Genomic DNA, 26,779 nt, shown 5'->3' with positions numbered 1-26,779 from the left:
ACCGTGAAGCGAAAAATCGTTGTCGTCATTTTCATTCTTCTTGCTTTTGGAACCTCTGCCTCCGCTCAGAAATACGAAATCAGTGCACAAAATAGGGCGTTGAACCAGGTTCTCATCAGATTACGCGACAAATACAACCTCCACCTTTCATTCAACGACAACGCCTTATCACAATACCACGTATCCGTTTCCGGTTCGTTCAATACACCCGAAGAAACTATTTCAGCACTACTAAAAGGTCTTCCTCTAACCTGGCGAAAGAGGGGGACCGTTTTTATTATCCTTCCGGAAGAAAAAAACCCGGAAGCACCAAAGACATTCTCCCTTTCGGGACAAATGCTCGAAGCCATCACCCACGAGCCACTCGCCTACTCTAACGTCCTGATAAACGACCATGGTCTGGCGACCGATTTGAAAGGCAGCTTCCATTACCTGTCGTCTACGGACAGCGTTTTTCACCTGCGGATTTCTCATCTGGGCCACTACATACTCGACACCATTTGTGCCCCAGGAAACAACTACCGGTTTATTCTCACGCCTTCCAGCATCGGCCTAAAAGAAATTGTGGTAGAAAACAAGGTCATCGAAAAAGCCACGCAAATTGGCAATGCGCCCGGGGTAATGCGTTTGAATCACCAGATTGTGCAATTCCTTCCGGGAAATGATGACAACTCAGTTTTCAATCTTCTTCGTCTTCAACCGGGTGTTCTGGCTGCCGGCGAACAATCTAACGGACTGATTATCTGGGGAAGTTACGAAGGTCACAGCGAGGTACTTTTCGATGGATTCACGTTGTGGGGATTAAAAAACTTCAACGACAACATCAGCGCTGTGAACCCGCTGGTAGTAAAAGATATTCAAGTGATGAAGGGAGGCTACGATGCGCGCTATGGTGAACGGGTCGGTGGCATTGTCAACATTGCCGGGAAAAACGGTTCAACTTACAAGCCGGGGCTCAATCTGGCGCTGAATAATGTTACAGCCAACGGAATGCTGGAAGTTCCGCTTTCAAAAAAATCATCCATTTTATTGGCCTTCCGGCAGACCTATTACAATCTCTACAATCCTGATGACGTAGAATTTACAGGAACGACCACGACCACAACAGGTGGCCAGGGACCGGGCCCCGGAGGTGGGCAGGGACAAAATTCACTCAGTGTCAATGTACGTCCGGACTACACGTTTCATGATGCCAACCTCCGCTTTTCGACACGCGGCGACAATGGCGACCTTTTTTACATCAGTTTACTCGGAGGTGAAGACCAGTTCAAATACACGCTCAACCGAACCAATACTCAATTCGATATCTCGAAATCGACACAGGAAGACAATCGACAGCTAGGCGGCTCCGTTTACTACGGGAAAAACTGGAACAAAGGAAATGCCTCAAGTCTGACCATCGAATATTCCAACCTGGACAATAAAATTCGCAGTGACTACCAAAACCGGTTTGGTCCGGGGAGAGGACTGGCCAGCTGGACCAATTCCAATACCGACAATCAGGTTTCGCAGTTTTCTTTAAAAAACACCAACCGTTTTGCCATCGATAAAATAAACACGTTGGAAACAGGATTCGGTTTAATCGCCGACCAGGTGAAGTTGGTCAACGACACAACCGAAATCAATCTTTCTTCGCAGGAAACGAACCTGCAGCGCCTCAACTTTTATGCGCAGGATCATATTGCCCTTCCGGGAAATGTTCAGCTAAAGGCGGGCTTCCGGTTCGATTTGCCATTCGACCAGCAAAAGTTGTTTATACAGCCGCGGGTTTCAGCCAGTATTCCCGTTAGTCAATCCGTGAAATTCAACGCGGCATGGGGAGTTTATAACCAGTTCATCAGCAAAAGCACCGTAATTGACGCGGTCGGTAATTACCAATATCTGTGGTTCGGCTCCGACGGCACAGATGTCCCGGTCCTGAAAGCGACGCATTACGTGAGTGGCTGGTCGTTTCACGGTAAGAATTTTCTGGCCAGCCTGGAAGGATATTACAAAGACATCGACGGTTTAACACAATTCCGGACCGATACCGAAACCGGGGTTCAAACCCACGTGCATGGAAAAGGACGAAGTTATGGTCTCGATTTGTTCCTGAAAAAGGATTTCCATGGGCATTCCGTTTGGCTTTCCTATTCATTAGGCAAAGCCGAAGAAAAATTCCTAACAGCGGATTACCAACGAGCACCGCAAGATCAGCGACATGAGTTGAAACTGGCCGGCATCATCAATCTCAAACCGTTTTACTTGTCAGCCAACTATGTTTATGGTAGCGGATTCCCTCTTTACACCAACCCGACCGATCCCAATTCGTATACCGAACCCGACTACCAGCGAACAGACGTTGCAGCAACCTACCGCTTTTCAACAGCAAAAATCACCGGTGAAGTGGCCTTTTCTATCCTCAACCTGTTCGACAATTACAACATCAAATATTCCTCTTTCGAAACCGTTCCAATCGACGACACCAACACACTTCAGATTAATACCGAATCGGTTCCCTTCTCTCCGCGACTTTCCGTTAGGTTAACACTGTAGCTCCCATTTTCGCTAACATCTGCGAATCAATCGATTGTAACGCTATTCCCACAGTCAAGTGTTGCAAAATGTTGCTTTTTATCATTTTTCCCTGAACAAGTGTTAAACCGCATCTCCATCAGCTAAAATATCCTAAAAATGAGACCACTAAGCCAACCCATTTCAGGAAACATTGTTTGATAAGCCAAAAAGAAGATAACAATGTCTGGAATCGACAAAAAGACGAACGAAACAAAGTTTCCGGAAGCATTTTTCTCTTCCGGATGACGAAGAGATAAACCTCCGGCTACCTGTCTCAAAAAGACAGGCCCACTACAATCAGTGATTTAAAGGATAAAGATGTTAAACTCAAAATTTCAGGGTCATGAAAAAGTTAATGTTAGCAAGTATGATTGTGTTGGCCTTTACCCTGCAGGCCATTGCACAGCAAGACATGAAAGTACAGGTACCGATGGAGAAACTGGTCATTGACCAAAGCCAGGTACCCCAGGTTGTGAAAACAGCTGTAAGAAAAGATGTAGCAGATGGGCAGCCCGTTCAGTGGCATACATTCCCTTATGTATTTAAAAAATATGGCTGGAATGTCATCAATCCGAAGCTAGTCAAGAAAGACAAGAAACCGGATCAATACGAGGTCTACATTAAAACCAACCATGGTGGCCGCATCGATGCAGTTTACGGAAAAGATGGAAATCTGGTAAGAATGCGGGAAGTTCTGAAAAACATTGAACTACCGATAAAAATTGACGACGCGATTGCGAAAAGCCAGTACAAAGACTGGAACATCTCCAAGGATAAGGAACTGATAACCGTTGGAGAAGAGCACGTGAAACATTATGTGGTCAAACTGTCAAAAGGAGATCAACACAAAACCCTTTTCATCGATGAAAAAGGGAATTTTCTCCCACATGTTTAAATGTGGCTACATATACTTTATTGAAAAAACTGCAGGTTCATTCCGGAATCTGCAGTTTCTTTTTTCCTCCCACCTTTCCCTTTTCTCAGGCCCGATTAACGCTTCACAATGCCGATAAATCTTCCAACTATTCTTATCTTGTAAATAACCTAAGCCTAACTGCATCTCATGAAAGAAGAAACGGTATCCATTCTGGTCATTTTTGAAACGAATAGTAGCCTGGTTGAGCGATTGCGCAGTTTGCTAGAAGTACTTTGTGAAATTGCCCGGGATGAGTATAAATGTCCACGTTTCGAGATCTTTCAAAATACATACACACCTGAAAAGTTTTATTTAATGGAAACCTGGCAAGATCAAAAAACCTGGGAAAAATATATTAGTTCAGCGGAGTTCAATTCGGCTATGGAGGAAATAAATAAAATACTTGTGTACCCTATACAAATAACAATGTTAAACAAGCTTTCACAAGCATGACGGTTCCGGTATTACATACCGAGCGACTGTTTTTGCGGGAAATGCAACCAAAAGACAAAGAGCCTTTTATCAATTTCATGACCAACCGGGCATGTACCCGGTATCTCATGTTCACAGACGAGCAAAAAACCCGTAAGGGTGCCCGCCGATTGTTCGATTACATCCTGAACAGTTACTTATCCAACGAACCGGTATTAGCCCTAACCGTTGCTTTAAAAGACAGAAACGAGATGATTGGATCTGTTGGAGCATCGCCATTGGAAACTCAAGGTGTGTATGAATGTTATTACTCTTTGTTTCCCGGAATGACCGGTCACGGCTACGCGACCGAAGCAACCCGAAGACTGCTTCAATACCTTTTTCAGAATAAAAACGCAGCCGAAATAAGAGCTTATATGCACCCAAAAAACAAGGCAAGTCAACGCGTAGCCCAACGATTAGCCATGGAATATAAAGGCCTCCATAAGCATCCTGTTTTCCAAAACGACGGACTATTGTATGTTAGTTATCCCGATTAGCTAACAGCCTCCTTTCCGGAATTTGTTCATTATTTCTTCCCTGTTTTGATTTTCGTGAAAAGAGTGTAAATTTATAAGACACTGAACACAAGACAGAAATGACTATGGTTTTTCGTTCAGACTAATTTAACCTCACGAAAACTCTCTAACTGTTGCAGCACTATCGCTGCTGCCCGGAAAAAAGCTATCCCACATAAAACTCCGGATGCCTCATAATGAGACCATATATGCACTTATAATTTAAAAATGTAACTTATGAAAAAGACAGCCTTTCATGCTTTCATCCTGCTCCTGGCGGTAGCTATGTTTAGCTGTAAACAAAAACCGGCAGAACCTCAACGCACGGTGAAACAGTATTCCATTGACCAGTTTTACAAGAACAAAAACATTTTTGGCGGACAATTCAATTCCGACGAATCCAAACTACTGATATGCAGCAACGAATCGGGGATTTATAACCTATACGAAATCAACCTCGATGACGGAACGAAAAAGCAAATTACCGATTCCAAAGTCGAGTCCATTTTCCCGGTTGATTACGTTCCCGGAACCGAGCAAATCATCTATTCAGCCGATAAAGGAGGGAACGAAATCAGCCACCTATATCTGCTTTCGCCCGATAGCTCGGTTGTCGATCTAACGCCGGGAGAAAAAGAAAAAGCCAGTTTTGCCGGATGGAATAAAGACAAAACAGCCATGTACTACCTGTCGAACAAGCGTGATCCACGTTTCTTCGATCTGTATAAAATGAAAATCGGCGAGTGGAAGCCGGAAATGCTGTATCAAAACAACGATGGCCTAGAGATTAATGGCATTTCCTGGGATGAGAAATACCTGGCGCTGGCACAAAATATCACCACCAGCGAAACCAAACTTTTCTTGGTCGATTTGAAAACCGGACAGCGTACTGAGATATCACAACCCGATTTCCCCGGAATTTATACGGCTTCCGGATTTAGCAAAGACGGTAACTCCTTCTTCTACCGGACCGATGCCGATTCGGAATTCATGTACCTGGTGAAATACAACATTGCTGACGGCAGTCGTGAGCCGATTTATCAGACCAACTGGGATGTAGCATTCAGTTACAATTCAGAGAATGAGAAATACCGGGTAATTGGCATAAACGAAGACGCCCGGAATAAGATCATCGTTTTGGACAATGCCACCGGGCAGGAAGTAGCCTTCCCCGATATACCTGACGGAAACATCCTGAGCGTTGCCATCTCCGATAACGAAGATAAAATGCGCCTTTCGGTGGGAACTTCGAAAGCACCGACCAACATTTACGTTTATAACTTCGGCACGGAAGAACTGAAAAAACTGACCAACTCGCTGAACCCGGATATCAATCCTGACGATTTGGTAGCTGCTAAAGTGGTTCGATTCAATTCATTCGACAGCCTGAAAATACCGGCTATCTTCTATAAGCCGATTAATGCTTCCGCCGATAACAAAGTGCCAGCCCTGGTGTGGGTTCACGGAGGTCCCGGGGGACAATCCAGAACCGGCTATTTTGCCTTGATTCAGTATCTGGTCAACCACAACTACGCTATCCTTGCGGTGAATAACCGGGGCAGCAGCGGCTATGGCAAAACCTTTTACAAAATGGATGACCAGAATCATGGCGATAAGGATTTAATGGATTGCATCTACGGTAAAAATTACCTGCAAACGCTCGATTACATCGATCCGGATAAAATTGGTATCATCGGTGGTTCCTACGGAGGCTACATGACCATGGCAGCCATGACTTTCCATCCCGATGAATTCAAAGTAGGTGTCGATTTATTTGGCGTAACCAACTGGTTGCGCACGCTAAAATCAATCCCACCTTACTGGGAGTCTTTCCGGAAAGCGCTGTATGCCGAGATGGGCGATCCGTTCACAGCCGATTCAGTCCGTCTTTACAACATTTCGCCGCTGTTCCACGCCGACCAGATTAAAAATCCGGTGATGGTACTGCAAGGAAAAAACGATCCGCGTGTGCTGCAGGTCGAATCCGACGAAATTGTGAATGCGATGAAGCAGAACAACGTGCCCGTAGAATATGTCGTCTTTCCCGACGAAGGACACGGTTTTCGAAAAAAGGAAAACGAAATTAACGGTTATGGAAAAATCCTGACCTTCCTCGATACCTATCTAAAAGGTTCAGGCGAAAATAATACTGAGATGAAACAATAGGTTATTCCGCGCAGGCGGGTTTCATTTCTTTTTTCAACGCTGATTTTAATTCCATGATTTACGGTGACCACCTTCTACTGTAAATCATGGAATTATTCGTATTTTAAGTAAGGAAACATTTTCGGCGCGTTCGCAAAAGCAAGCTTTTCCAAACAGAATCTACTTACTAACGAACCACACGGACTTATGGAAAATAACAGAAAAGAACCGGCACATAAACTTTTCGTGGTTTCGGGAGGTCGCGGAGTTGCAGGTCACACCATGGTTCAGTCGCTCCTCATACAGTATCCTGATAACAAAATTCAGGTTATCATCATACCCAATGTCCAAAGCAATGAAAAAATAAAAGAGGCAGTCTTGCGGGCAAAAAAAGCCAACGCACTGATTACCCATACCATGGTCAATTCCGCGTTACGACACGAACTCTTAAAAGCCTGCCGTGAAGAAGACGTTAAACAGATAGACTTCATGGGACCGCTAGCCAATTACCTGGAAGATAAAATTGGCCTGAAAAGCGTAAATGTGCCCGGACTTTATCGTCGCATCAACGCACAGTACTACGATCGTATCGAAGCCATAGAGTATGCCATGAACCAGGACGATGGCCTAAATCCAAGGCGATTGAAAGATGCGGAGATTGTGTTGACCGGAGTTTCCCGAAGTGGCAAAACGCCGCTTTCCGTATACATGTCGATGTTTGGATGGAAAGTGGCCAATGTTCCGTTGGTGAAGGGCATTGCACCTCCCGAAGAGTTGTTCCACGTCGATCCACGCCGTGTTTTCGGTCTTTCCATTAACCTTACTTACCTGGTCGCGCAACGGCATAAACGGCTTTCGCAGCTGGGCTACGGCGACAATCCAAGCTACACCGACAAACGTAATGTCTCCGATGAATTACACTATGCAAAAATGATTTTCGACCGTGGCGGCTTTACGGTCATCAACGTCACCAACAAACCCATTGAAACCAGTGCCAACGAAATAATCGGACACATCTACGACCGGTTTGGCGAACTGGAACGAAAGCACCAAAAGCCTCCTGAAAATTAGCGCCGACCGGATGCGTCCGAACATCGCTCTCTCCTCAGTTGTTATCAGTACATAGTTCAGGATAGGTTTGACGACCATCCTCGTTAAACGAATACAAAAATCTACGATATGAAAACAAGTGTGCAAATCGATGCGTCCAAACCCGTTTTGGTCACAGGTGGTTCAGGTTATGTGGCTTCCTGGATAGTAAAGCAGTTGCTCGACGACGGCTTCAAGGTAAGAACGACTGTTCGCAATAAATCAAATACGGCCAAATACCAGCACCTGCTGGATATGGCTGAAAATTCGAAAGGGAAACTGGAAGTTTACGAAGCCGACCTACTGAAAGAGGGCTCCTTCCTGGAAGCCATGAAAGGTTGTGAGTTGCTGTTTCACACCGCTTCTCCTTTCAAGATCGCCGGCTTTAAAAGCGCCCAAAAAGATTTGGTCGATCCGGCCGTTCGCGGTACGCGGAATGTATTGCTGTCGGCAAACATTACGCCTTCTCTGAAGCGCATTGTGCTTACGGCCAGCGTGGCTAGCATGTATGGCGATGCTATTGAATCGACCAACACACCCAACGGAGTGTTTACCGATCGTGACTGGAACGAGACCAGCTCGCTGACTCACCAGCCTTACTCCTACTCAAAAACCGTAGCCGAAAAAGAAGCGTGGAAAATGGAAGGCGAGCAAGACCAATGGGAACTGGTGACTGTGCATCCCGGATTCGTGCTCGGACCGTCACTCACACCACGAACCGATTCCACCAGCATCGATTTCATGCTTTCGTTCCTGAACGGAAAATACAAAACCGGCGTTCCCGACCTCACATTCGGCTTTGTTGATGTTCGCGATGTGGCCAAAGTTCACATAGCAGCGGGGATGACTCCTACAGCCAAAGGTCGTTACATTGCCGTTTCCGAGTCGAAAACAGCCTTGGAAGTAGCGCAGATTCTTCGTGAAAAATATAACGGGAACTACCCCATTCCGTCAAAACTTGTTTCCCGTGCGTTGCTTTACCTGGTTGGCCCAATGATGGGATTCAAATGGAAATACCTGAAAAGGAATCTCGGATATGCGGTAAAATTTGACAACTCTCCAAGTATTAACCATTTGGGCATTCAGTACATTCCGCTGAAGCAAACCATCGAAGAGCACGCCGAACAAATCATAAATGAAGGATTGCTGAAAAAATAGGCGAACACAAGATGCTTTAGGAACTTTTGCAAAATGACAAGAACTCCGGAATCAACTGCCTGCCAGTTAGCCGGAGTTTCGTTTTTTCTCTCCAGGAAAGAAAACAAAACAAATCCTTTACAAAAGTTAGGCTTATTTAACACTTAAATTATTTAATTTTCGTTTTCTAATTAAAAATCTGGGCTTATGTCAACCATTCAGAAAATTATCGAACTAAGACATACGTTACACCAACACCCCGAAGTATCGAACCGGGAAAAGCAAACGTCAGCCCGAATCAGCGACTTTGTTCAACAATATCAACCCGATAAAACCATCGACATCAGTCATACCGGAAAAGCCTTCATTTTTGAAGGGAAAAATCCCGGTCCTACCGTGATGTTCCGCGCCGAACTCGATGCTCTGCCCATTTTGGAACACACCAACGTCCCTTATGCCTCCGAAAATTCAGGCGTGGCGCATTCGTGCGGACATGATGGACACATGTCGATGGTAGCCGGTCTCGCTCCTTACATCGCCGAAAATCGCCCGGAGAAAGGAAGAGCCGTCTTGCTATTTCAACCGGCCGAGGAAGTCGAACAAGGCGCCCGTGATGTTGTCGAATCACCGGCTTTCGCCGAAATAGAACCGGATTACATTTTTGCCCTGCACAACATACCGGGCATCCCAAAAGGAAAAATCATACTTCGACGGGGAACTTTTTCGGCTGCATCCAAAGGCATGATCATCCGGTTAACCGGAAAAACTTCGCACGCGGCCGAGCCGGAGAATGGCATCAGTCCGGTCAGAGCCATCGAACAAATTATCCGGGGACTGTCGGAAATTGTTGAAGATAAATCGGCATTTGCCGACCTCGCCCTCCTCACCATCGTGCACATTCGCATGGGCGAAGTCACCTTTGGCACCACGCCGGGTGACGCCGAAGTAATGGTTACCCTTCGTGCGTACGAAAACGATGATATGCAAAAAATGACCGGTCTTGCCGAACAGGTTGTTGAGAAAGCAGCCGAAAACGAACAATTGAAATTTGCCATTTCCTATGTGGAAGATTTTCCGGCGTTGGTCAACAACGACCAGTGTGTCGACCTACTGGAAGAAGCTGTCCGCAAAAACGGATTCGATCATGCGTACCGGGAGCAACCGTTTAAATGGTCGGAAGATTTTTCCTATTACACGCAAAAATACAAAGGTGGCTTCTTCGGATTAGGATCTGGTCCGGACCAGCCACAACTACACAATCCCGATTTTGATTTTCCGGATGATATACTTGGCAACGGTATGGCCATCTTCCAAACTCTTTACGAGAAGTTGTTAATTGAAAACAAATAATTCATGCAGGAAACCTCTGTCATTACGCTAAAAGAAAGCGCCCTCATTAACAATATCCAGTTTTTAAAGAAAAAGCTGGGTAAAAACGTCAAGATTTCATCGGTTGTTAAAGCCAATGCGTATGGTCATGGCATCGAGCAAATGGTTCCCATGCTCGAAAAGGCCGGTATCAACCATTTCTCTTTCTTCAATTTCGACGAAGCTCAACGGGTTTGCCGCAGCCTGACGAAGAAAAGCACTGTTGTCATAATGGGGTACATTGCCCCTGAACATCTGCGTGAAGCAATTGAAAAGAATTTTGAATTTTTTGTTTTCAATCTGGAACGATTGGAGTTAGCGCTGGAAGAAGCCCGCGAACTGAATAAACCAGCCAAGATTCACTTGGAGGTAGAAACCGGCATGAACCGAACCGGACTGAACATGAATGAGCTGATAGAGGCCATCGACGTAATAAAAATGCAGCCGGAGCATTTCCAGGTGCGAGGTTTCTGTACCCATCTCGCTGGTGCGGAAAGCGTTTCCAACCACGTTCGCATACAAAAGCAGTTGAAACGTTACCGGCAGATGAATGCCATCCTGGAAAAGAATGAAATTACTCCCACATATCGTCATGTGGCCAATTCCGCTGCTGCCTTCGTTTATCCAAACGCCCGCCTCGATTTGGTTCGTATCGGTATTATGCAGTACGGCTTCTGGTCGAGTGCCGAAACCTTTATTCATTATATCAATCACAAAAAAAACCGGACCGACCCTTTGCACCGGATTTTGGGCTGGGAAAGCAAAGTCATGTCCATCAAACTAATTAAGACGGGAGAATTCGTTGGATATGGCAACCATTTTCTGGCACAACAAGATACGCTTACTGCGCTTATTCCGGTAGGCTATGCAACAGGCTACAGTCGTTCGCTAAGTAACAAGGGGCGAGTGCTCATTCGGGGCCGTAGTTGCAACGTAATTGGAATCGTGAATATGAATATGGTTGTGGTCGACATCTCTGCCATTCCCGAAGTGAAACTAGGCGATCAGGTGGTCATCATCGGGCGGCAGGGTGATGCAGAAATCAATGTTTCGGCTTTCAGTGATATCAGCAATGCCCTGAACTACGAAGTACTTTCGCGGCTTCCGATGAATATCGAACGGAAAATAATTCCGGCGGAATAATCCCGAAACACAACCTGGCTTCGGTTCAAAAAATCGGGTAAACAGTAAATAATTAAATCCGATGCGCAAAGGATTAGGATCCTATGCTTATAGAATTTTTTTTTATGCCGTGAAAAAAAAATTCTATAAGCATAAAATTCCGGCCTTTTAAAACCCGCTGAAACCAAGCTATTCAGAACATTGAAAAATACTTATCCGTAACAAGAGAATCGAATGTACCAAAGACACAAGGCTACTTCTGATTCACCAGATACAGTCCGGCGATTACCAGCAACGTTCCGGCAATCCGACTTACTGAAATATGCTGTTTGGGCACGCCCAGCAAACCATAGTTATCGATAATGAGCGACAGAATAAGCTGCCCGGCCACTGCGGCTATCAACACGTTGGCCACACCAATTTTCGGGACGAACAGGATAACGCTGGTAACAAATATGGCTCCCAGCAAGCCGCCAATCATCAGGTATGGCGGGACACCTTTGATGACCTGGAAAGACGGAAAACCAACCTGCATTAACATCAGAGCAGCAGCCAACGCGAGCGTTCCTCCAAGAAAGGATATAAACGCGGCCTGCAACGGATGCGACAGCATTTTTCCCAGCTGGGCATTAATGGCTCCCTGCCAGGCAACCAGGCTTCCCACAATCATCACTAAAAAGATTATCAGCAGTTTATTCATTCGTTTAGCAATTATTTCTGAATACTTCAATATATGTTTCAACCATCAAAAACGGCTGGTTAAACCAACCAGATGCAGAATAAATTGTTCAATGGCTATAACTATTCGGTTAAAAATAACAATATGAATCATCTTCTCAGCTTCTCGCTCACCGTATTTATGGGATTTTTTGCCATCATGAATCCCATCACCAACATCCCGATTTTCCTCAGCCTGACGGACGAGGCCGATTTCCCGACCCGGAAACGGATTGCGAAATCAGCAACATTCACGGCACTCATCATCGTGCTGGCTTTTATCATCATCGGGAAATACATTTTCATGGCATTTGGCCTAACGATTCCCGGATTCAAAATTGCCGGCGGCATTCTGGTCTTTTATGTCGGTTTCGAGATGCTGCAGTCCAAAAAATCAACGATCCATCATTCCGATAAGATTGTTATCGACGAAGGGATGGCCATCTCGCCACTGGCGATTCCTATTCTGGCAGGACCGGGAACCATCGTAACCGCCATGAACTACGTCACGCAAAGCAACATCTGGCACATGATCATCACGTCTGTCATTTTTGGTGTGATGATTCTTCTCACCTATCTCGCATTTGTGTACAGTGATTACATCTTACGACTGGTGGGCCACAAAATCATCGTGGTGATGAGTAAAATTATGGGACTAATCCTTGGAATTATCGGGGCCAACATGGTGACAGAAGGAGTCCGGATTGCTTTTCACCTGGGTGGTGCATCCTAAAATTCAAGGCAAAAAAAATCCCGGTTTCCCGGGAATTTATTTTATTTCGAAGAAGATGTCTCTAATTGACGCCCGGCCGGCACGTCTTTGTGCTTGGGCCGTTTGGCAGGCGAAATAATCAACCGCAGCGACTGGTCGTAGAAGATGTAGTTCCACACCCAGTTGATGAAAATAATGAGCCGGTTTTTCACGCCCACAATCGACATCAGGTGGACAATCATCCAAACCAGCCATGCCCAGAATCCTTTGAAGCTAAACTGGGGCAGGTCGACAACGGCTTTGTTGCGGCCAATGGTAGCCATGGTTCCCTTATCGTTATAGCGGAAGGGTTTGAGCTTTTCCCCTTTTTCCAATCGTAAAAGGTTTTTGGCCAGCAACCGTGCCTGCTGAATAGCCACCTGTGCCACCTGCGGATGGCCGTGCGGATAATCCTTCGTTTCCATCGCAGCCAGGTCACCAATGGCAAATTCATGCTCAAATCCCTTAATCCGGCTAAACTCATCAACCATCACGCGATCGCGTTTGTCAATCAGTTCCTCCGGGATACCTTCCACCGGCATGCCTTTTACACCGGCTGCCCAAACCAACGTACTACAGGGCAACTTCTCACCGTTCGACAAGGTCACCTCTTCGCCGTCATACGATTTCACGGCAATGCCGTTATACACTTCGACTTCCAGCGACTTCAGAAAATCCTCAGCAGCCTTGTGCGATTTCTCAGTCATGTGTCCCAGCAATTTACCGGAAGCCTCTACCACCGCAATTTTCACTTTCCGGTGGTCAATCTCATGATAGTCGCGCGGAATAATCCATTTACGCATTTCGGCCAATGCACCGGCCACTTCCACACCTGTGGGACCGCCACCGACAATCACAATCGTTAGCAACTCCTGCCGCTTCTTTTCATCATCGATGCTGGAAGCCCGCTCAAAGTTCATCAGGATGTGGTTACGCAATGCCAGTGATTCCGGTATGCTCTTCAGGCCCCAGGCACGCTTTTGAATCTCTTTATTACCAAAGAAATTACTTCCGGCTCCCATTGCATTCACGAGGTAATCGTAATGAATGGTTCCAACGCTGGTATGCACCACCTTCTCATCGAAGTCAACGCTCTCTATTTCCGCTTTGCGAAAATGAACGTTCTGATTGTCCTGAAAAACCTTCCTTAACGGGAAAGCAATGGCACTGGGTTCCAGACCCGCTGTCGCCACCTGATAGAACAAAGGTTGAAACTGATGATAATTGTGCTTGTTGACCAATACGATCTGTAAATTACTTTTAGCCAGTTTCCGCGCAAGTGTAAGCCCTGCAAAACCACCGCCCAGAATAACCAACCGCTTACCGTCGTAGCTTGGAATATTTGCACTCATATTTTGTCGAATTATTTTTTGTTTTGTGTCTTCACTTAATACCAACAAAGCGAGTGCGAAAATTCCCGAAGACTATCCGATTTTTAAGATGTATTTAACGTTCCCGCGGCTTTATACGGGAAATGAGCAAGGATTGATGTAGTCACGCGATAGAATAAATCTTGCGGAAATGATAACCATAGATAGCAAGAGTAATTGCCTCCGCGAAATTTTCAGGGCAATGAAAAATGGTCCAGACAAAGAGCCTCCAATAATAGAACTGACCTTGTTTCAACACACCCAAAACAAACATGGAACGGATTAACGCCTTTACATTGGCAAAAGTCATCTTCCGGCGGGTGTGCAGCCCTGTCTTATAATTCCTCAAAAAGTGGCGGACCCGTTGATAATAGGGTTTGTAACTGTATATTTCCTTCAGCACCTGACGGTAGCCATCCAACAGAAAATCGAGGTTCATCCGGGGGATAAAATTCATGCTGAAGTCCGTATTGTTTCCTGAACTCACATCCAGCAAGCGCTCCTCATCTTTGAGCCGCTGATATAGTTTGGTTTTCTTTTGCGCGTTCAACAAGCCGACCATGGCCGTCACAATGCCACTTTGCTGAATGAATTCGATTTGCCGCTGAAAAACAGAAGGAGAATCCTGATCGAAACCGACAATAAACCCACCGGAAACCTGCAGTCCGAAACGCTGCATTTTCCGGATATCCTCCACCATGTTCCGCGCGGTATTCTGCATCTTGTTACATCCGGCCAGGCTCTCCTGCTCAGGTGTTTCAATTCCCACGAACACACTTTCAAATCCGGCCTGAACCATTAAGCTCATCAACTCTTCATCATCTGCCAGATTTATACTTGCTTCGGTATTGAAACGGAAAGGATAATTCCGTTCTTTCGTCCATGCAATCAGCTTCGGAAGAAGTTCTCTCTTCAGCTTGGCTTTATTCCCAATAAAGTTATCATCCACGAAAAAAATGTTACCCCGGTAGCCAAGCGAATAAAGGCTTTCGAGTTCTGTCAGGACCTGCTCCGCCGATTTGGTACGTACTTTTCGTCCAAATAGAGCGGTGATGTCGCAGAACTCACAATCAAACGGACAGCCCCGCGAATACTGCAGACTCAGCGTGGCATATTTCTTCAGGTTCAAAAGGTAATAATCGGGAACCGGCGAAAGTGCAAGTGAAGGAAACTCGTCAGTCTGGTACAAATGCTTTGGAGTTCCCTGTTCCCAATCGTTCAGAAACCATGGCAACGTAATTTCAGCTTCGTTCAGCACCAGGAAATCAATCATGTCCCACTCTTCGGGTTCGCTGGTAAAAAGCGGCCCGCCAGCAACCATTTTCTTATTCTGTTTCTGACACATCCGGATGACATGTTTCACCGAATGACGCTGAATATCCATAGCTCCGATAAATACCAAATCGGCCCAACCAACATCGTCTTCCCGCAAGGAAGTACCGTTCATATCCACCACACGCTTCTCCCAGGCCCCGGGTAGCAAGGCTGAAACCGTCAGTAAACCCAAAGGCGGATTGGCCACCTTTCGGGAAATAAACCGGAGCGCATACTTAAAGCTCCAGAATGTGTCGGCACATTGCGGATTGACTAATAGTACTTTCATTGGATAATGGAATTACCTGTCGGGAAATAAAAGGAGATCGAAAACCAACCTCTGTGAAGTTAGGGATAAACGGGAAAGGCTTCAAGTGGGCAGGGACGAATGGCAGGGATAAGTGTCCGGTCTACCGCTTTAGGGATGAACCGGCCTGGAAAAGTTCCGGTTCGTGGAGTTTGCCGTAGATTTCGCGGAAAAGCGGAGCAAACGATCGGGAAACATGCAACTCATCTGCAACCCCGTCCAAATGGATGTGATACCCATGCTGACTGCTTCGCATCCGGGTTACATACTTCATGTTCACAATGCAGGTTCGGTGGCATCGGATGATATGCGGGAATCGCTTCACCTGTTTCATGGCGTTTCCCAACGTGTTTCGCACCATCACCTTCTGTAACTCGTCTCCTTCTTTCCAGTATATCTCAATGTAGTTTTGAGCCGAATGGATCATCACCAAATCCCGGGCGTTCACCTGTGCATTCCCCCTTTTGTATTTCGATGGAAAATTAATCATCACATCCTCTGAGTTCTTCACCCCCTCAGAGAAAGCGTCAACCGAGTGAATGGTCATTTTCAGGCGCCGGTTTTGGTTAATGACAATGAGCAACGACACGGGAATGATCCCGAACAGCAAAATCCGGATAAGCGTGGAAAAGTTCAGTTCATACAAACCGGTTAACCGGGCATAAAAAAAGTAACCTACCGTGATGGTCAGCAACATCCATAGGTTCCAGAGGATCTCATGTTTAAGTTTCCATTTACCCGAAAGGAAAATACCCGGAAAAACAGCCGGTAACACCAGCAGGTTAATGCCCAAGGAGAAGAGTGTCACCAAAGCAAATCCCAACAACAGATATACTTTGTCGTACAGATCGAGAGCCGACAAATCGAGCGGTTTGTACAATAACAGGAAAAGAAATACAACCAGACTAATGCCGAGGATGATGCGCAGGTTATGCTTAAAATCGTCGTTAAACGGATACGGTTTGTTCAGGTAGTCAAGCATAGCAGGGTAATAAATGGCTCATTCAATTAAATATACGACTTTGAGAACGCTTTTGAAAGCGTTTAAAAATCCACTTTTAAACCGTCCATCAACAAAAGGAATTATTTGTTCCTGTTCAGGTAAAAAAGTAACTTTAGCTACGGTAAGCGGATAAACGCTGAAACATGATGAAATGAGGGCAAAATAAGGGGCTGCTAATCAAACAACGACCAACGGATGAGTAAGCATTTTTCCAATTCTCGTATCGGAAAGAAACTCCTGTTTATGACAGGTGTAGCCATTATCGTGAACCTGATTGCCGGAGTGACTGCCTGTGAACTCTGGAAAGTTTTCCCAACCATCGAAATTCATGGTTTGTCGTACATGGCTAACGGCGACCTGGTCACCTACTACTCACTCATCAACCTTCTCAACATTGTACTGATATTAATCCTGGCGCGAAACCTCTATTTCAAGCGACTGCATACGCTCACTCCGTTCTCTGACGGCGTACTGCTAGGGATTATCCTCGTCGTGTTTAGCTGGATTTTCAATATCCTGTACATGGAAGTGAGTCATCCGGATCGTCCTATTCCCGACTTTATCATAGGAAAAAACCAACCGGAAATTGGCATAGTCTGGTTGACGGCCATCATCACTGCCACCATTAGCGGATGGTTGTATCATAAGCGCTGGAAATCGAACCCTCACTTCTGGATGACGACCCTGGCGGTGATAGCCATTCTCAACCTGGTGGCTCATTTGCTCACCATGGCCGGCGTTAACCTTTTCGACATCAAACCATAACAGGAAGAAAAACCAATTGAGGGTGAAAAATTGAGTCCCGAAATATCGGGAGAGAATCGCGCTTCGAGGTTACGGCAAAGGCTGGATTAGCGCCGCCCCGATAGCCATCGTGGGTTCTCTGCGAGCTTTGCGAAAAACCTTGGCGCCCTTGACGTGGAACCTTTTTTCTCTAACCACAAAGTTCACGAAGAGAAAACGACCATCGAAGCCGAACAGTAGTAATTTTCAAGTCAAAAATCTATGGTCAGGTCTCGTCTGTGCAGCCACGATATATCGTGGCCCTACGGCACCGGCGCACACTGAAAACAATTCGTAATGAACAATCGAAAGACCACTCTATATCATCTAAGGTTGAGCAAAGCGAAATCCCGACCGTGCGTCGGGGTCTAATGTCTGGAGTCTGATGTCTTTTTCCAACAACAGGAACAATAGCAACCTCAAAGCTAAACCTGAAACATGTAACCTGAAAAAAAACGTTTTCGTTAAAATATCCATTCTCCTCATCCGTCTATCCCAATAGAAAGCAACAGTAAAAAACAAAGCAACGCGCGTGGCTCAAAAACTGAATATATCTGAAATCGTCAAATCATACAGCAGCCGGCTGACGGGTTTCATCCGGAAGCGGGTGGAAAATGCGGAGGACGCTGAGGATATTCTTCAGGAAGTTTTTTACCAGTTAGCTGAAGCCGACCGGTTGATGAAACCGATCGAACAACTGACAGCATGGTTGTTTACCGTTACCCGGAACCGGATTACCGACCGTTACCGGAAAAAGCAACCGGACCTGTTCGCCGAGTTCTATTCCGACGACGAGGAAGAACAGGTAGTGGAAGAGTTCGGAGCCATACTGGCCGACGATCAGGATTCGCCCGAGAATGAGTACATCCGGACGTTGGTTTGGGAGGAACTGGAAGATGCACTGGAAGATCTTCCACCCGAACAGCGGGATGTGTTCCGGTGGACCGAATTCGAAGGAAAGTCTTTCAAAGAAATTTCCCAAGAAACCGGTGAACCGGTCAATACCTGGATATCGCGGAAACGCTATGCTGTGGTCTATTTGAGAGAACGATTACAAATTTTATACGACGAATTAATAAACGATTAAAAACATACGATCATGATGCCTACCATGTCATACCGAAGAAGAAAGTTCATGTTTGCACCACTCTTTATTGTGATGCTGGCTGTAGTGAGCGCCGTCGCCATGTTACTTTGGAACGCTTTGATGCCCGACATTTTTAATTTACCGGAAATCACTTTCTGGCAGGCTGCCGGACTACAGATTCTCGCCCGTCTGTTCTTTGGCGGATTCCGTCCCCACGGAGGCTGGCCCAGTCACAGTTGGCGTAATAAACTACGGGAAAAGGTGGCTGAGATGACACCCGAAGAACGGGAACGTTATTTCCGCCGGATACACAGCCGTTATCACCACTGGGGGCCCTGCCCCGAAAAAGAAAAGTCATCAGAGAAAGATAAAGCGGAATAGTCACTGTAACATGTCCGGAAATGGAACGAATGATTTTTAGAAAACAATTCAACGCACCGGTCAACGAAGGCGAAACGACGAAACACACCACCATCTTTAGTTTCGCCTTCCTGACCTTTATTCTGACACAGGAAAGCCTGGAAGTCAACTGGTCATTCTTTTTTCTGCCGGTGTAAAACAAAATTTCCTGTCAGCCGTATTCTTATAGATTACATTTCGGTTGTCACCCCTGTTCAGGGCTTAATTTATCGATAAGGAAACGTGAAAACCAGATTTTTAGGTTTCCTTTGCCAACCGAAGAGATTCCTGATATGCGTAAAAGAACAAAACAAGATAAGACGGCTCCCAAAAAGAAAGTCAACCTGTTTGCTTTGCTAAAACCGTACCGGACAATGGTCATTTTTCTGGTACTCTTTGCCCTGCTGGGAAACGGAGCCAACCTGATCATCCCGAAAATCATTTCACACGGTATCGATACGTTCAACAGCGGGCACTACGTCTTCAGAACCATAGCCATCGAGTTTCTGGCTGCCACGCTGGCCATCTTCTTCTTCACCTACCTGCAGGCAGTTGTCCAGACGTACGCTTCGGAAAAGGTAGCACGCGACCTGCGAAAAAAACTCTCCGACAAGATATCGCGGCAGAGTTTTACTTTTATCCGCGAAAGCAATCCGTCAAAGCTGCTCACGAATCTCACATCCGACATGGATTCAGTGAAAACATTCGTGGCTCAGGCTGTGGCTTCCATCGTTTCCTCGGTGTTTGTCATCATCGGAACCTGTGTGCTCCTCCTCACCATCGACTGGAAACTCGCCCTGCCGGTCATTACCATGATTCCCATCATCGGCTTTGCCTTTTACATGGTATTGAAACGGGTACGGGTATTGTTCCGGCGCAGCCGGGAAGTAGTCGACTGGCTCAACAAGGTCATCAATGAAAGCATTCTGGGAGCCGCTATCATTCGCGTGGTGAATGCACAGCAGGCCGAATACCGGAAATTCCTTTCGGCGAATACCGAAGCAAAGGATTTGGGTATCTCCATCCTGACGCTGTTTGCGACCCTTATTCCGGTCATCACTTTCGTGGCGAATTTAGCGACCCTGACCATTCTTGCACTCGGTGGCCACTACGTCATCAACGGAAGTATGACGCTGGGAAATTTTGCCGCCTTTAACAGTTATGTAGCCATTCTCATCTTTCCCATCATCGTGATTGGGTTTATGAGCAATGTGATTGCAAGGGCTACTGCGTCCTACGAACGAATTGACAAAGTGATGAAAGCCCCGGAAACGGTCGACAAGGGAACGATTGAAAAGCCGGTGAAAGGCAATATCGAGCTGCAGAATGTTACCGTATCCTACGAAGGAAAGCCGGCCCTGAAAAATGTTTCGCTAAACATCACAGCCGGTTCGCAGACCGCCATCATCGGCCCGACAGCCGCCGGGAAAACGCAACTGCTGTATCTCCTGACGGGATTGATTCATCCCAACGAAGGGACAGTCTTGTTCGACGATATTCCGTTGGAAGATTACCGGAAAGAAACGTTCCATAACCAAATCGGTTTTGTCTTCCAGGACAGTGTGATGTTCAATCTGAGCTTACGCGAAAACATTGCCTTCAGCGACACCGTGAACGACGAATCGCTGGAGAAAGCCATCGAAACAGCCGAGCTGAAAGAGTTTGTTCAAACGCTACCGAAGAAACTGGATACATTAGTTTCCGAACGGGGAACCAGCCTTTCCGGCGGACAAAAGCAACGCATCATGCTGGCCCGGGCACTGGCGCTGAATCCGAAAATCCTGCTGCTCGACGACTTCACCGCCAGGGTTGACCAGCAAACCGAACAGAAAATCATCGGAAACGTACTGAATAATTACCCCGATTTGACGCTGATTTCGGTTACCCAGAAAATCGCGCCAGTCAAACATTACGAGCAAATCATTCTCCTGATGGAAGGCGAAGTCGTCGCAGCCGGGAAACACGAAACACTACTGGAAACCTCACCGGAGTACATGCAGATATACCAGTCGCAAAAAAGCACCAGCCACTATGAAACAACAACATCATCATAAAACGCTCATTCATGGCGCTGCCGCGACAATAAACTGACGGCCCTGCCCCTCTTTACTCGTAGAGAGGGGAAATCCTGACACCGTCAGGATGGGGTGAGTAAAAGAAAACATACAGAAAAAGACTACATGGATTACAACCTCTATACATCCTCCGACGAAACCGGAAAAAAGAAATCAACGTTTGCCTCGCTGAAGTCGTTGGTGGCTCACATGGTCGAAGAGAAACGCACGCTCATCACCGCGTTCATCGCCATGCAGGTGGCCGCAGCCCTCACCCTGCTGGGACCGCTGCTCATCGGGCACACCATCGACACGTACGTGCAGACGAAGCAGTTTCACGGCGTACTCGTTTTCAGCGGCATTTTGCTGGTCATGTACATCATCTCGCTCTTTGCCGGCTATCTGCAAACCAAGCTAATGGGAACCGTTGGGCAACGCATGCTCTTCACGCTGCGCAACGCCCTCTTCAACAAGATACAGGAACTGCCTTACGATTTCTTCAACCAGAACAAAGCCGGTGATCTCATATCGCGTCTGAACAACGACACCGACAAGGTGAACCAGTTCTTCTCGCAGTCGCTGATGCAATTTGTCCGCTCCATCCTCATCATGATTGGTGCCGGCATTTTCCTGCTCTCCATCAACCTCGAGCTGGGAGCTGCAGCCCTCGCACCGGCAGTTATCATCTGGCTCATCATCCGTTTTGCGTCGCCGTGGGTGAAGAAGCGCAATGCCGTTAACCTGAAAAGCGTGGGGAACCTTAGCTCCGAAGTGCAGGAAAGTCTCAACAATTTCAAGGTGATTGTGGCCTTCAACCGCCGCGACTATTTCCGGAAACGCTTCGACAAGGCTAACCTGGACAATTACAACACATCTGTGAAGGCAGGTATTGCCAACAACCTGTTCATGCCGGTTTACACCTTCTTCTCCAACATCGGTCAGCTGGTGGTACTCACCTTCGGCATCTACCTGATAGCAACGAATCACTTCACCATCGGTTTGCTCATCAGCTTCCTGGCATACATCACCAACTTCTACAACCCGTTGCGGCAACTCGCTTCGTTGTGGGCCAGCTTCCAGGTGGCACTGGCGGCATGGGACCGTATCCGGAAAATCCTGAACATGGAGAATAACATGCCGCTGCTCGAAGCCGAAACCAACGTTGAATCCAATGCACTCCTCTCCTTCCGGGATGTATCGTTTACTTACCCGAACGGAACCGAAGTACTGCACCACATCAATTTCGATTTGGAGAAGGGGAAAACGTACGCATTTGTGGGACCGACCGGTGGCGGAAAAACCACCACGGCGTCGCTCATTTCGCGCCTCTACGATCCGACCAGTGGAACGGTTTGTCTTGACGGAAAAAACATCGGAGCCTACACACCTGAAGAACGGACCCGGAAAATTGGGTTTATCCTGCAGGAACCCTTCCTCTTCAGCGGTACCATTCGCGATAACATTCTGTATGGCAACGAAGCCTACCGGGAATACAAGGACGATGAACTGACCAGGCTCATCCACGACGCGGGACTGGAATCACTGCTGGAACGCTTCGACCAGGGGCTCGAGACCAAAGTCGACGTTTCCGGTGACGGCATCAGTCTGGGACAAAAGCAGCTCATCGCCTTCATGCGCGCCGTGTTGCGGCAACCCGACCTGCTCATCCTCGACGAAGCCACGGCCAACATCGATACGGTGACCGAACAGCTCCTCGATGAAATCCTGCAAAAGCTGCCGTCACATACCACGAAGGTAATCATCGCGCACCGCTTGAACACCATTGCCAATGCCGACGAGATTTACTTCGTCAACTCCGGGGAAGTCACCCGCGCCGGCTCTCTCGCCGATGCCGTACAAATGCTGAAGGAAGGCAAAATGGCAAGCTGAGCGAAGTTTCAGGTTACGCTGCGCGGTTTCAGGTTTCAGGTTAGGCTTCGCCGTTACTATAGTTTCTGTTGTTTCTGTCGTTTCTGTCGTTTCTGTTGTTCGGCTTCGATGAAATGTGCACTCTTTGTCTTCTCAGCGAGAATCTTTATGGCCTTTGCGTAAAATTAAAAAGTTTCAGGTTGCACCAATGCTGTAGGGCCACGATATATAGTGGCCGCGCTGTATCCAATAGTCAGGTTTGCACTTTGCAGTTACTACATTCGTCAGGCTGAAGGTCTTCCCTAAAATCACATCAAAGCGAATCGGTTAATAAATATTTCGTTGCAACAACACAACACGAACCCACATCACAACCACTGGCCCAAAGTCCCCCGGGTGGGGGATTGAGGGGGCTAAAAGATATACGGGATTATTTCGATACCCATATGATGGCTAAGAATCCAAATTATGGACCTCATTTTACGAAGGCACCACACACACAAACAACCCGATGATAACGGTTCGCCATTCAAAGCCCGAAGGGCTGATATGATTGTAGCCAGGGGTGATAACCCCGGGGCAAGAAATACGCGACAAACCAGAGGCGCACCCACCGGCCATCATTGAAACACCAACGCTCCTGCGCCGCAAATACAAACCCGGATTTGGGTACCAATGCGGTCAGGACATGTCCTGACCCTACACGCCGACGAAATTCTCAACGTCGGCGCCAACAAAAAGATCCGCAATGAACACCACCACCATTGCGCTCGAAACAGACCCACCATTTCAATCAAAACCATCTCGCGAGCGCCTGGCAACCTATCACCTCATTACCCAAGCTTGTCCCGACCAACGTCGTGGGGCGTTGCCATTGGGCTGAAATAAACCGGCCCGTCAGGCTGAAGGCCTGTAATCCCATAGCTTGGGGGAAGGAATCCGCGACGTATGTCGGGATGACGCCGCCCCAAGGGGCAGGATACACGCGACAAACCAGAGGCGCACCCACCGGCCATCATTGAAACACCAACGCTCCTGCGCCGCAAATACAAACCCGGATTTGGGTACCAATGCGGTCAGGACATGTCCTGACCCTACACGCCGACGAAATTCTCAACGTCAGCGCCAACAAAAAGATCTGCAATGAACTCCACCACCATTGCGCTCGAAACAGACCCACCATTTCAATCAAATCTATCTCGCGAGCACTTCATGCGCACACATTCTCATCCCGGGGTGGCGTCGGCCCTCCTTGTCCCGGGCTACTATGATTACACCCCGCTGGGGCTGATTAAACATCCCGTTTAAGAGTAGAAAATCCGTGTCCATCAGTGGAGCAAATCTGTGTGAATCCTTTCTTCAAAGCAACCTCGAAGCACAATTAGCGTAATTAGCTTTAATTCGCGTAATCTGTATCTCAATCCCGCCTCCACAGTACAACATCGCACCGGTCCTCTTTAGTTTCACCAAAAGAACAACCAAAACGTTAAAGAATCAAAACAATCCCTGCCTCATTCAACCTTTCGGCCCTTCCGGCAGTTTACACCAATGAACAGCACCAAAACAGCATTCCACGCTGAAAAGATAACTAACAAAAAAGACGTATCATGAAGTACAACTTATTAGGAAATACCGGATTAAAAGTATCGGAACTGTGCCTCGGCACGATGACCTTTGGCGGACGCGGCATGTGGACAGCCATCGGGACCCTGCCACAGGACCAGGTTAACTCACTGGTGAAGCAGGCCGTCGACGGCGGCATTAACTTCATCGACACAGCCAACGTGTACAGCGAAGGCCTCAGCGAGCAGATGACCGGACAAGCCATCCGCGATTTGGGACTGAACCGCAGCGACCTGGTGGTTGCCACCAAGGTGCGCGGCAAGATGGGCGAAGGTCCCAACGATTCCGGTTTATCCCGGAAACACATCCTGCAGCAGGCCGACGAGAGCCTCCAACGGCTCAACATGGATTACATCGACCTGTACCAGATTCACGGCTTCGACGCATTGACACCGCTCGAAGAAACCCTCGACGCACTTGACTCGCTGGTGAAAGCCGGTAAGGTGCGCCACATCGGGTGCAGCAACCTCGCCGCATGGCAAATCATGAAAGCGTTGGGCATCTCAGCCCGCGAGCACCTCAGCAAGTTTGTTTCGCTGCAGGCCTATTACACCATTGCCGGACGCGACCTCGAGCGCGAACTGGTGCCACTCCTCCTCGACCAGAAACTGGGATTGATGGTCTGGAGTCCGCTGGCCGGAGGTTTGCTGAGCGGTAAATACGGCCGCGATGTGGAATCGGGCGAAGGGCGACGTGCCAGCTTCGATTTCCCGCCGGTGAACAAGGACAAAGCCTTCGACATCATCGATGTGATGCGCGAAATCGCCGCAGCCAAGGATGTGACCGTGGCACAGATTGCCCTTGCCTGGCTGTTACATCAACCCGCCGTCACTACCGTGATTGTGGGCGCCAACAAACCGCAGCAGCTGGCCGACAACCTCGCATCGGTGAACGTACAGCTATCCGACGACGAGCTCGCCCAACTCGACGAAGTGAGCCAGCTGGCACCCGAATATCCCGGCTGGATGCTCGAGCGCCAGGGAGCCGACCGGAAATAACCCGCCGCTTCTGCATAATCGCAATATCCAAACGATTATATATATCTCATCCCCGTCTGGTTCCGCCCGGGCGGGGTTTTATTTGGTTTCGCTTCGCGGTTTATCTCGTTTCGATTGTTTCTATTGTTTCTGTCGTTACTATTGTTCGATTCTTATCGACGTTCACTCTGTTTCGCTCGAAACAACCACACCATTCTTATCAAATCTACCCCGCGAGCACTTTCTCCGATGAACCGATTCCTTTTCTACAATCCTGCCATCCCGTCGGGATTATTTCCGGTTCCCCATTCAAAGCCCGAAGGGCTGATATAATTGTAGCCCGGGGTGATAACCCCGGGGCAGGATACGCGCGACAAAGCAGAGGCGCACATTCAGGCCATCATTGAAACACCAACGCTCCTGCGCCACAAATACAAACCCTGAATTGGGTATAAATAGGGTCAGGACAAATCCTCCTCCGGCCTGTCGGCCACCTCCTCCTGAGGAGGACAGCTTGCCAACGACATTGCACCGAATAAATATCCAAGGCCACCCAACAGCCTTACCAATTAATTGGGTTGAAGAACATTCAATTCTGTAAATAAAATCCTCGCCGCTTTTTTTAAATTTAAATCGCTTAACTAAACAAGACCAAAATGAACAATGCCAAACCTAGTCGGATTGATATTTCATTGCTATTCTTAATTCAATTAATTGGATTCTTGCTGTATAAAACAAGGTTAATGATTGCTCCGGGAGAAATGACTCTTGGAATATTAAACACGATCTCACTATGGATGGTAATTTCATTTGTCCCCGTTACTATTCCCTTAATTGTGAATTCGAAGATCTACAAAATTATCACATTGGTATTTGGAATAATTATCACGCTCGTCAATATATTCCTACCGTTTTTATCAATCATCGACAATACCACGCGGGAACCAATAATATGGGCCATATCAATGATAACTATCTGCGGTATTTCCGGAATAACAGCAATTATCAAAACCATCGGATGGATAAAAAGCTCACAGAATCTGGTTTAATCTGAGACTTATACTCAATCCTCTTCCGGCCTGCGGCCACCTCCTCCAGAGGAGGACACTGTCTTGTCCTGAAATAGGTTTACACAAAAAGTAAACTTATGGCAGGATTTAGTATGTATAGCGAGAGGTTTATAAAACAAGTCGTTAACGAAGT

General features: G+C 47.2%; 21 protein-coding genes. 17 read left to right on the top strand and 4 right to left on the bottom strand.

Annotated features, from left to right (window positions below; all coding sequences use genetic code 11):
- Positions 1–3 precede the first annotated feature (3 nt).
- From CLV93_RS17380 to alr, 9 genes are all read left to right on the top strand, one after another.
- Entirely contained in the window at positions 4–2,535 is a 2,532-nt protein-coding gene (locus tag CLV93_RS17380) for a TonB-dependent receptor (RefSeq protein ID WP_106543494.1), read from the top strand.
- Between the two features lie 364 nt (positions 2,536–2,899).
- Positions 2,900–3,451, top strand: coding sequence for a hypothetical protein (locus CLV93_RS17375; protein WP_146142060.1), 552 nt, complete (start codon positions 2,900–2,902; stop codon positions 3,449–3,451).
- Positions 3,452–3,619: 168 nt separating this feature from the next.
- The gene (locus CLV93_RS17370) at positions 3,620–3,925 is read left to right on the top strand and encodes a putative quinol monooxygenase (RefSeq protein WP_106543492.1); all 306 of its coding nucleotides are present in this window, start codon (positions 3,620–3,622) and stop codon (positions 3,923–3,925) included.
- Entirely contained in the window at positions 3,922–4,443 is a 522-nt protein-coding gene (locus tag CLV93_RS17365) for a GNAT family N-acetyltransferase (protein WP_106543491.1), read from the top strand. Before CLV93_RS17370 ends, CLV93_RS17365 begins: the two co-directional genes overlap by 4 nt.
- 255 nt (positions 4,444–4,698) lie before the next feature.
- A complete protein-coding gene (locus CLV93_RS17360; RefSeq protein WP_106543490.1) occupies positions 4,699–6,627 on the top strand; it encodes a S9 family peptidase in 1,929 nt (642 codons plus the stop codon).
- 186 nt (positions 6,628–6,813) lie between these two features.
- Positions 6,814–7,677, top strand: a complete 864-nt coding sequence (locus tag CLV93_RS17355; RefSeq protein WP_106543489.1) for a pyruvate, water dikinase regulatory protein — start codon at positions 6,814–6,816, stop codon at positions 7,675–7,677.
- Positions 7,678–7,785: 108 nt separating this feature from the next.
- Complete coding sequence (locus CLV93_RS17350) at positions 7,786–8,853, top strand: SDR family oxidoreductase (RefSeq protein WP_106543488.1); 1,068 nt, start codon at positions 7,786–7,788, stop codon at positions 8,851–8,853.
- Between the two features lie 186 nt (positions 8,854–9,039).
- Positions 9,040–10,182 carry an amidohydrolase gene (locus CLV93_RS17345; RefSeq protein ID WP_106543487.1) on the top strand — a complete coding sequence of 381 codons (1,143 nt, stop codon included), beginning with the start codon at positions 9,040–9,042 and terminating at the stop codon, positions 10,180–10,182.
- Between the two features lie 3 nt (positions 10,183–10,185).
- A complete protein-coding gene (alr, locus tag CLV93_RS17340; RefSeq protein WP_106543486.1) occupies positions 10,186–11,343 on the top strand; it encodes an alanine racemase in 1,158 nt (385 codons plus the stop codon).
- Between the two features lie 232 nt (positions 11,344–11,575).
- Here alr and CLV93_RS17335 read toward each other — a convergent pair whose 3' ends face one another.
- Positions 11,576–12,022 carry a DMT family transporter gene (locus CLV93_RS17335; protein WP_106543485.1) on the bottom strand — a complete coding sequence of 149 codons (447 nt, stop codon included), beginning with the start codon at positions 12,020–12,022 and terminating at the stop codon, positions 11,576–11,578.
- Between the two features lie 72 nt (positions 12,023–12,094).
- Here CLV93_RS17335 and CLV93_RS17330 point away from each other — a divergent pair, with 72 nt between their 5' ends.
- Positions 12,095–12,772 carry a MarC family protein gene (locus CLV93_RS17330; RefSeq protein WP_211297897.1) on the top strand — a complete coding sequence of 226 codons (678 nt, stop codon included), beginning with the start codon at positions 12,095–12,097 and terminating at the stop codon, positions 12,770–12,772.
- Between the two features lie 41 nt (positions 12,773–12,813).
- On the opposite strand, the gene CLV93_RS17325 is transcribed toward CLV93_RS17330, so the two are convergent.
- The 3 genes from CLV93_RS17325 to CLV93_RS17315 form a co-directional block, all read right to left on the bottom strand.
- Entirely contained in the window at positions 12,814–14,142 is a 1,329-nt protein-coding gene (locus CLV93_RS17325) for an NAD(P)/FAD-dependent oxidoreductase (protein WP_106543484.1), read from the bottom strand.
- A 142-nt stretch (positions 14,143–14,284) separates the two neighbouring features.
- Positions 14,285–15,763, bottom strand: coding sequence for a B12-binding domain-containing radical SAM protein (locus tag CLV93_RS17320; protein ID WP_106543483.1), 1,479 nt, complete (start codon positions 15,761–15,763; stop codon positions 14,285–14,287).
- 121 nt (positions 15,764–15,884) lie between these two features.
- Positions 15,885–16,763, bottom strand: a complete 879-nt coding sequence (locus tag CLV93_RS17315; RefSeq protein WP_106543482.1) for a LytTR family DNA-binding domain-containing protein — start codon at positions 16,761–16,763, stop codon at positions 15,885–15,887.
- A gap of 216 nt (positions 16,764–16,979) precedes the next feature.
- Here CLV93_RS17315 and CLV93_RS17310 point away from each other — a divergent pair, with 216 nt between their 5' ends.
- From CLV93_RS17310 to CLV93_RS17285, 7 genes are all read left to right on the top strand, one after another.
- Entirely contained in the window at positions 16,980–17,549 is a 570-nt protein-coding gene (locus CLV93_RS17310) for a hypothetical protein (RefSeq protein WP_106543481.1), read from the top strand.
- Between the two features lie 550 nt (positions 17,550–18,099).
- Positions 18,100–18,654: an RNA polymerase sigma factor gene (locus CLV93_RS17305; protein WP_106543480.1), complete on the top strand. Its 555-nt coding sequence runs from the start codon at positions 18,100–18,102 to the stop codon at positions 18,652–18,654.
- 12 nt (positions 18,655–18,666) lie between these two features.
- Positions 18,667–19,035 carry a hypothetical protein gene (locus tag CLV93_RS17300; RefSeq protein WP_106543479.1) on the top strand — a complete coding sequence of 123 codons (369 nt, stop codon included), beginning with the start codon at positions 18,667–18,669 and terminating at the stop codon, positions 19,033–19,035.
- A gap of 20 nt (positions 19,036–19,055) precedes the next feature.
- Positions 19,056–19,211, top strand: a complete 156-nt coding sequence (locus CLV93_RS20295; protein WP_153637043.1) for a hypothetical protein — start codon at positions 19,056–19,058, stop codon at positions 19,209–19,211.
- Positions 19,212–19,346: 135 nt separating this feature from the next.
- Entirely contained in the window at positions 19,347–21,107 is a 1,761-nt protein-coding gene (locus tag CLV93_RS17295; protein ID WP_106543563.1) for an ABC transporter ATP-binding protein, read from the top strand.
- Between the two features lie 126 nt (positions 21,108–21,233).
- On the top strand, positions 21,234–22,997 hold the full coding sequence (locus tag CLV93_RS17290; RefSeq protein ID WP_106543478.1) for an ABC transporter ATP-binding protein: 1,764 nt from the start codon (positions 21,234–21,236) through the stop codon (positions 22,995–22,997).
- 1,586 nt (positions 22,998–24,583) lie between these two features.
- On the top strand, positions 24,584–25,597 hold the full coding sequence (locus CLV93_RS17285) for an aldo/keto reductase (RefSeq protein ID WP_106543477.1): 1,014 nt from the start codon (positions 24,584–24,586) through the stop codon (positions 25,595–25,597).
- Positions 25,598–26,779: the final 1,182 nt, after the last annotated feature.

It is taken from the genome of Prolixibacter denitrificans (assembly GCF_003014495.1).
Lineage (GTDB): Bacteria > Bacteroidota > Bacteroidia > Bacteroidales > Prolixibacteraceae > Prolixibacter > Prolixibacter denitrificans.
The sequence above is the reverse complement of the archived record's forward strand: the minus strand, read 5'-3'. Positions and strand labels throughout refer to the sequence as shown.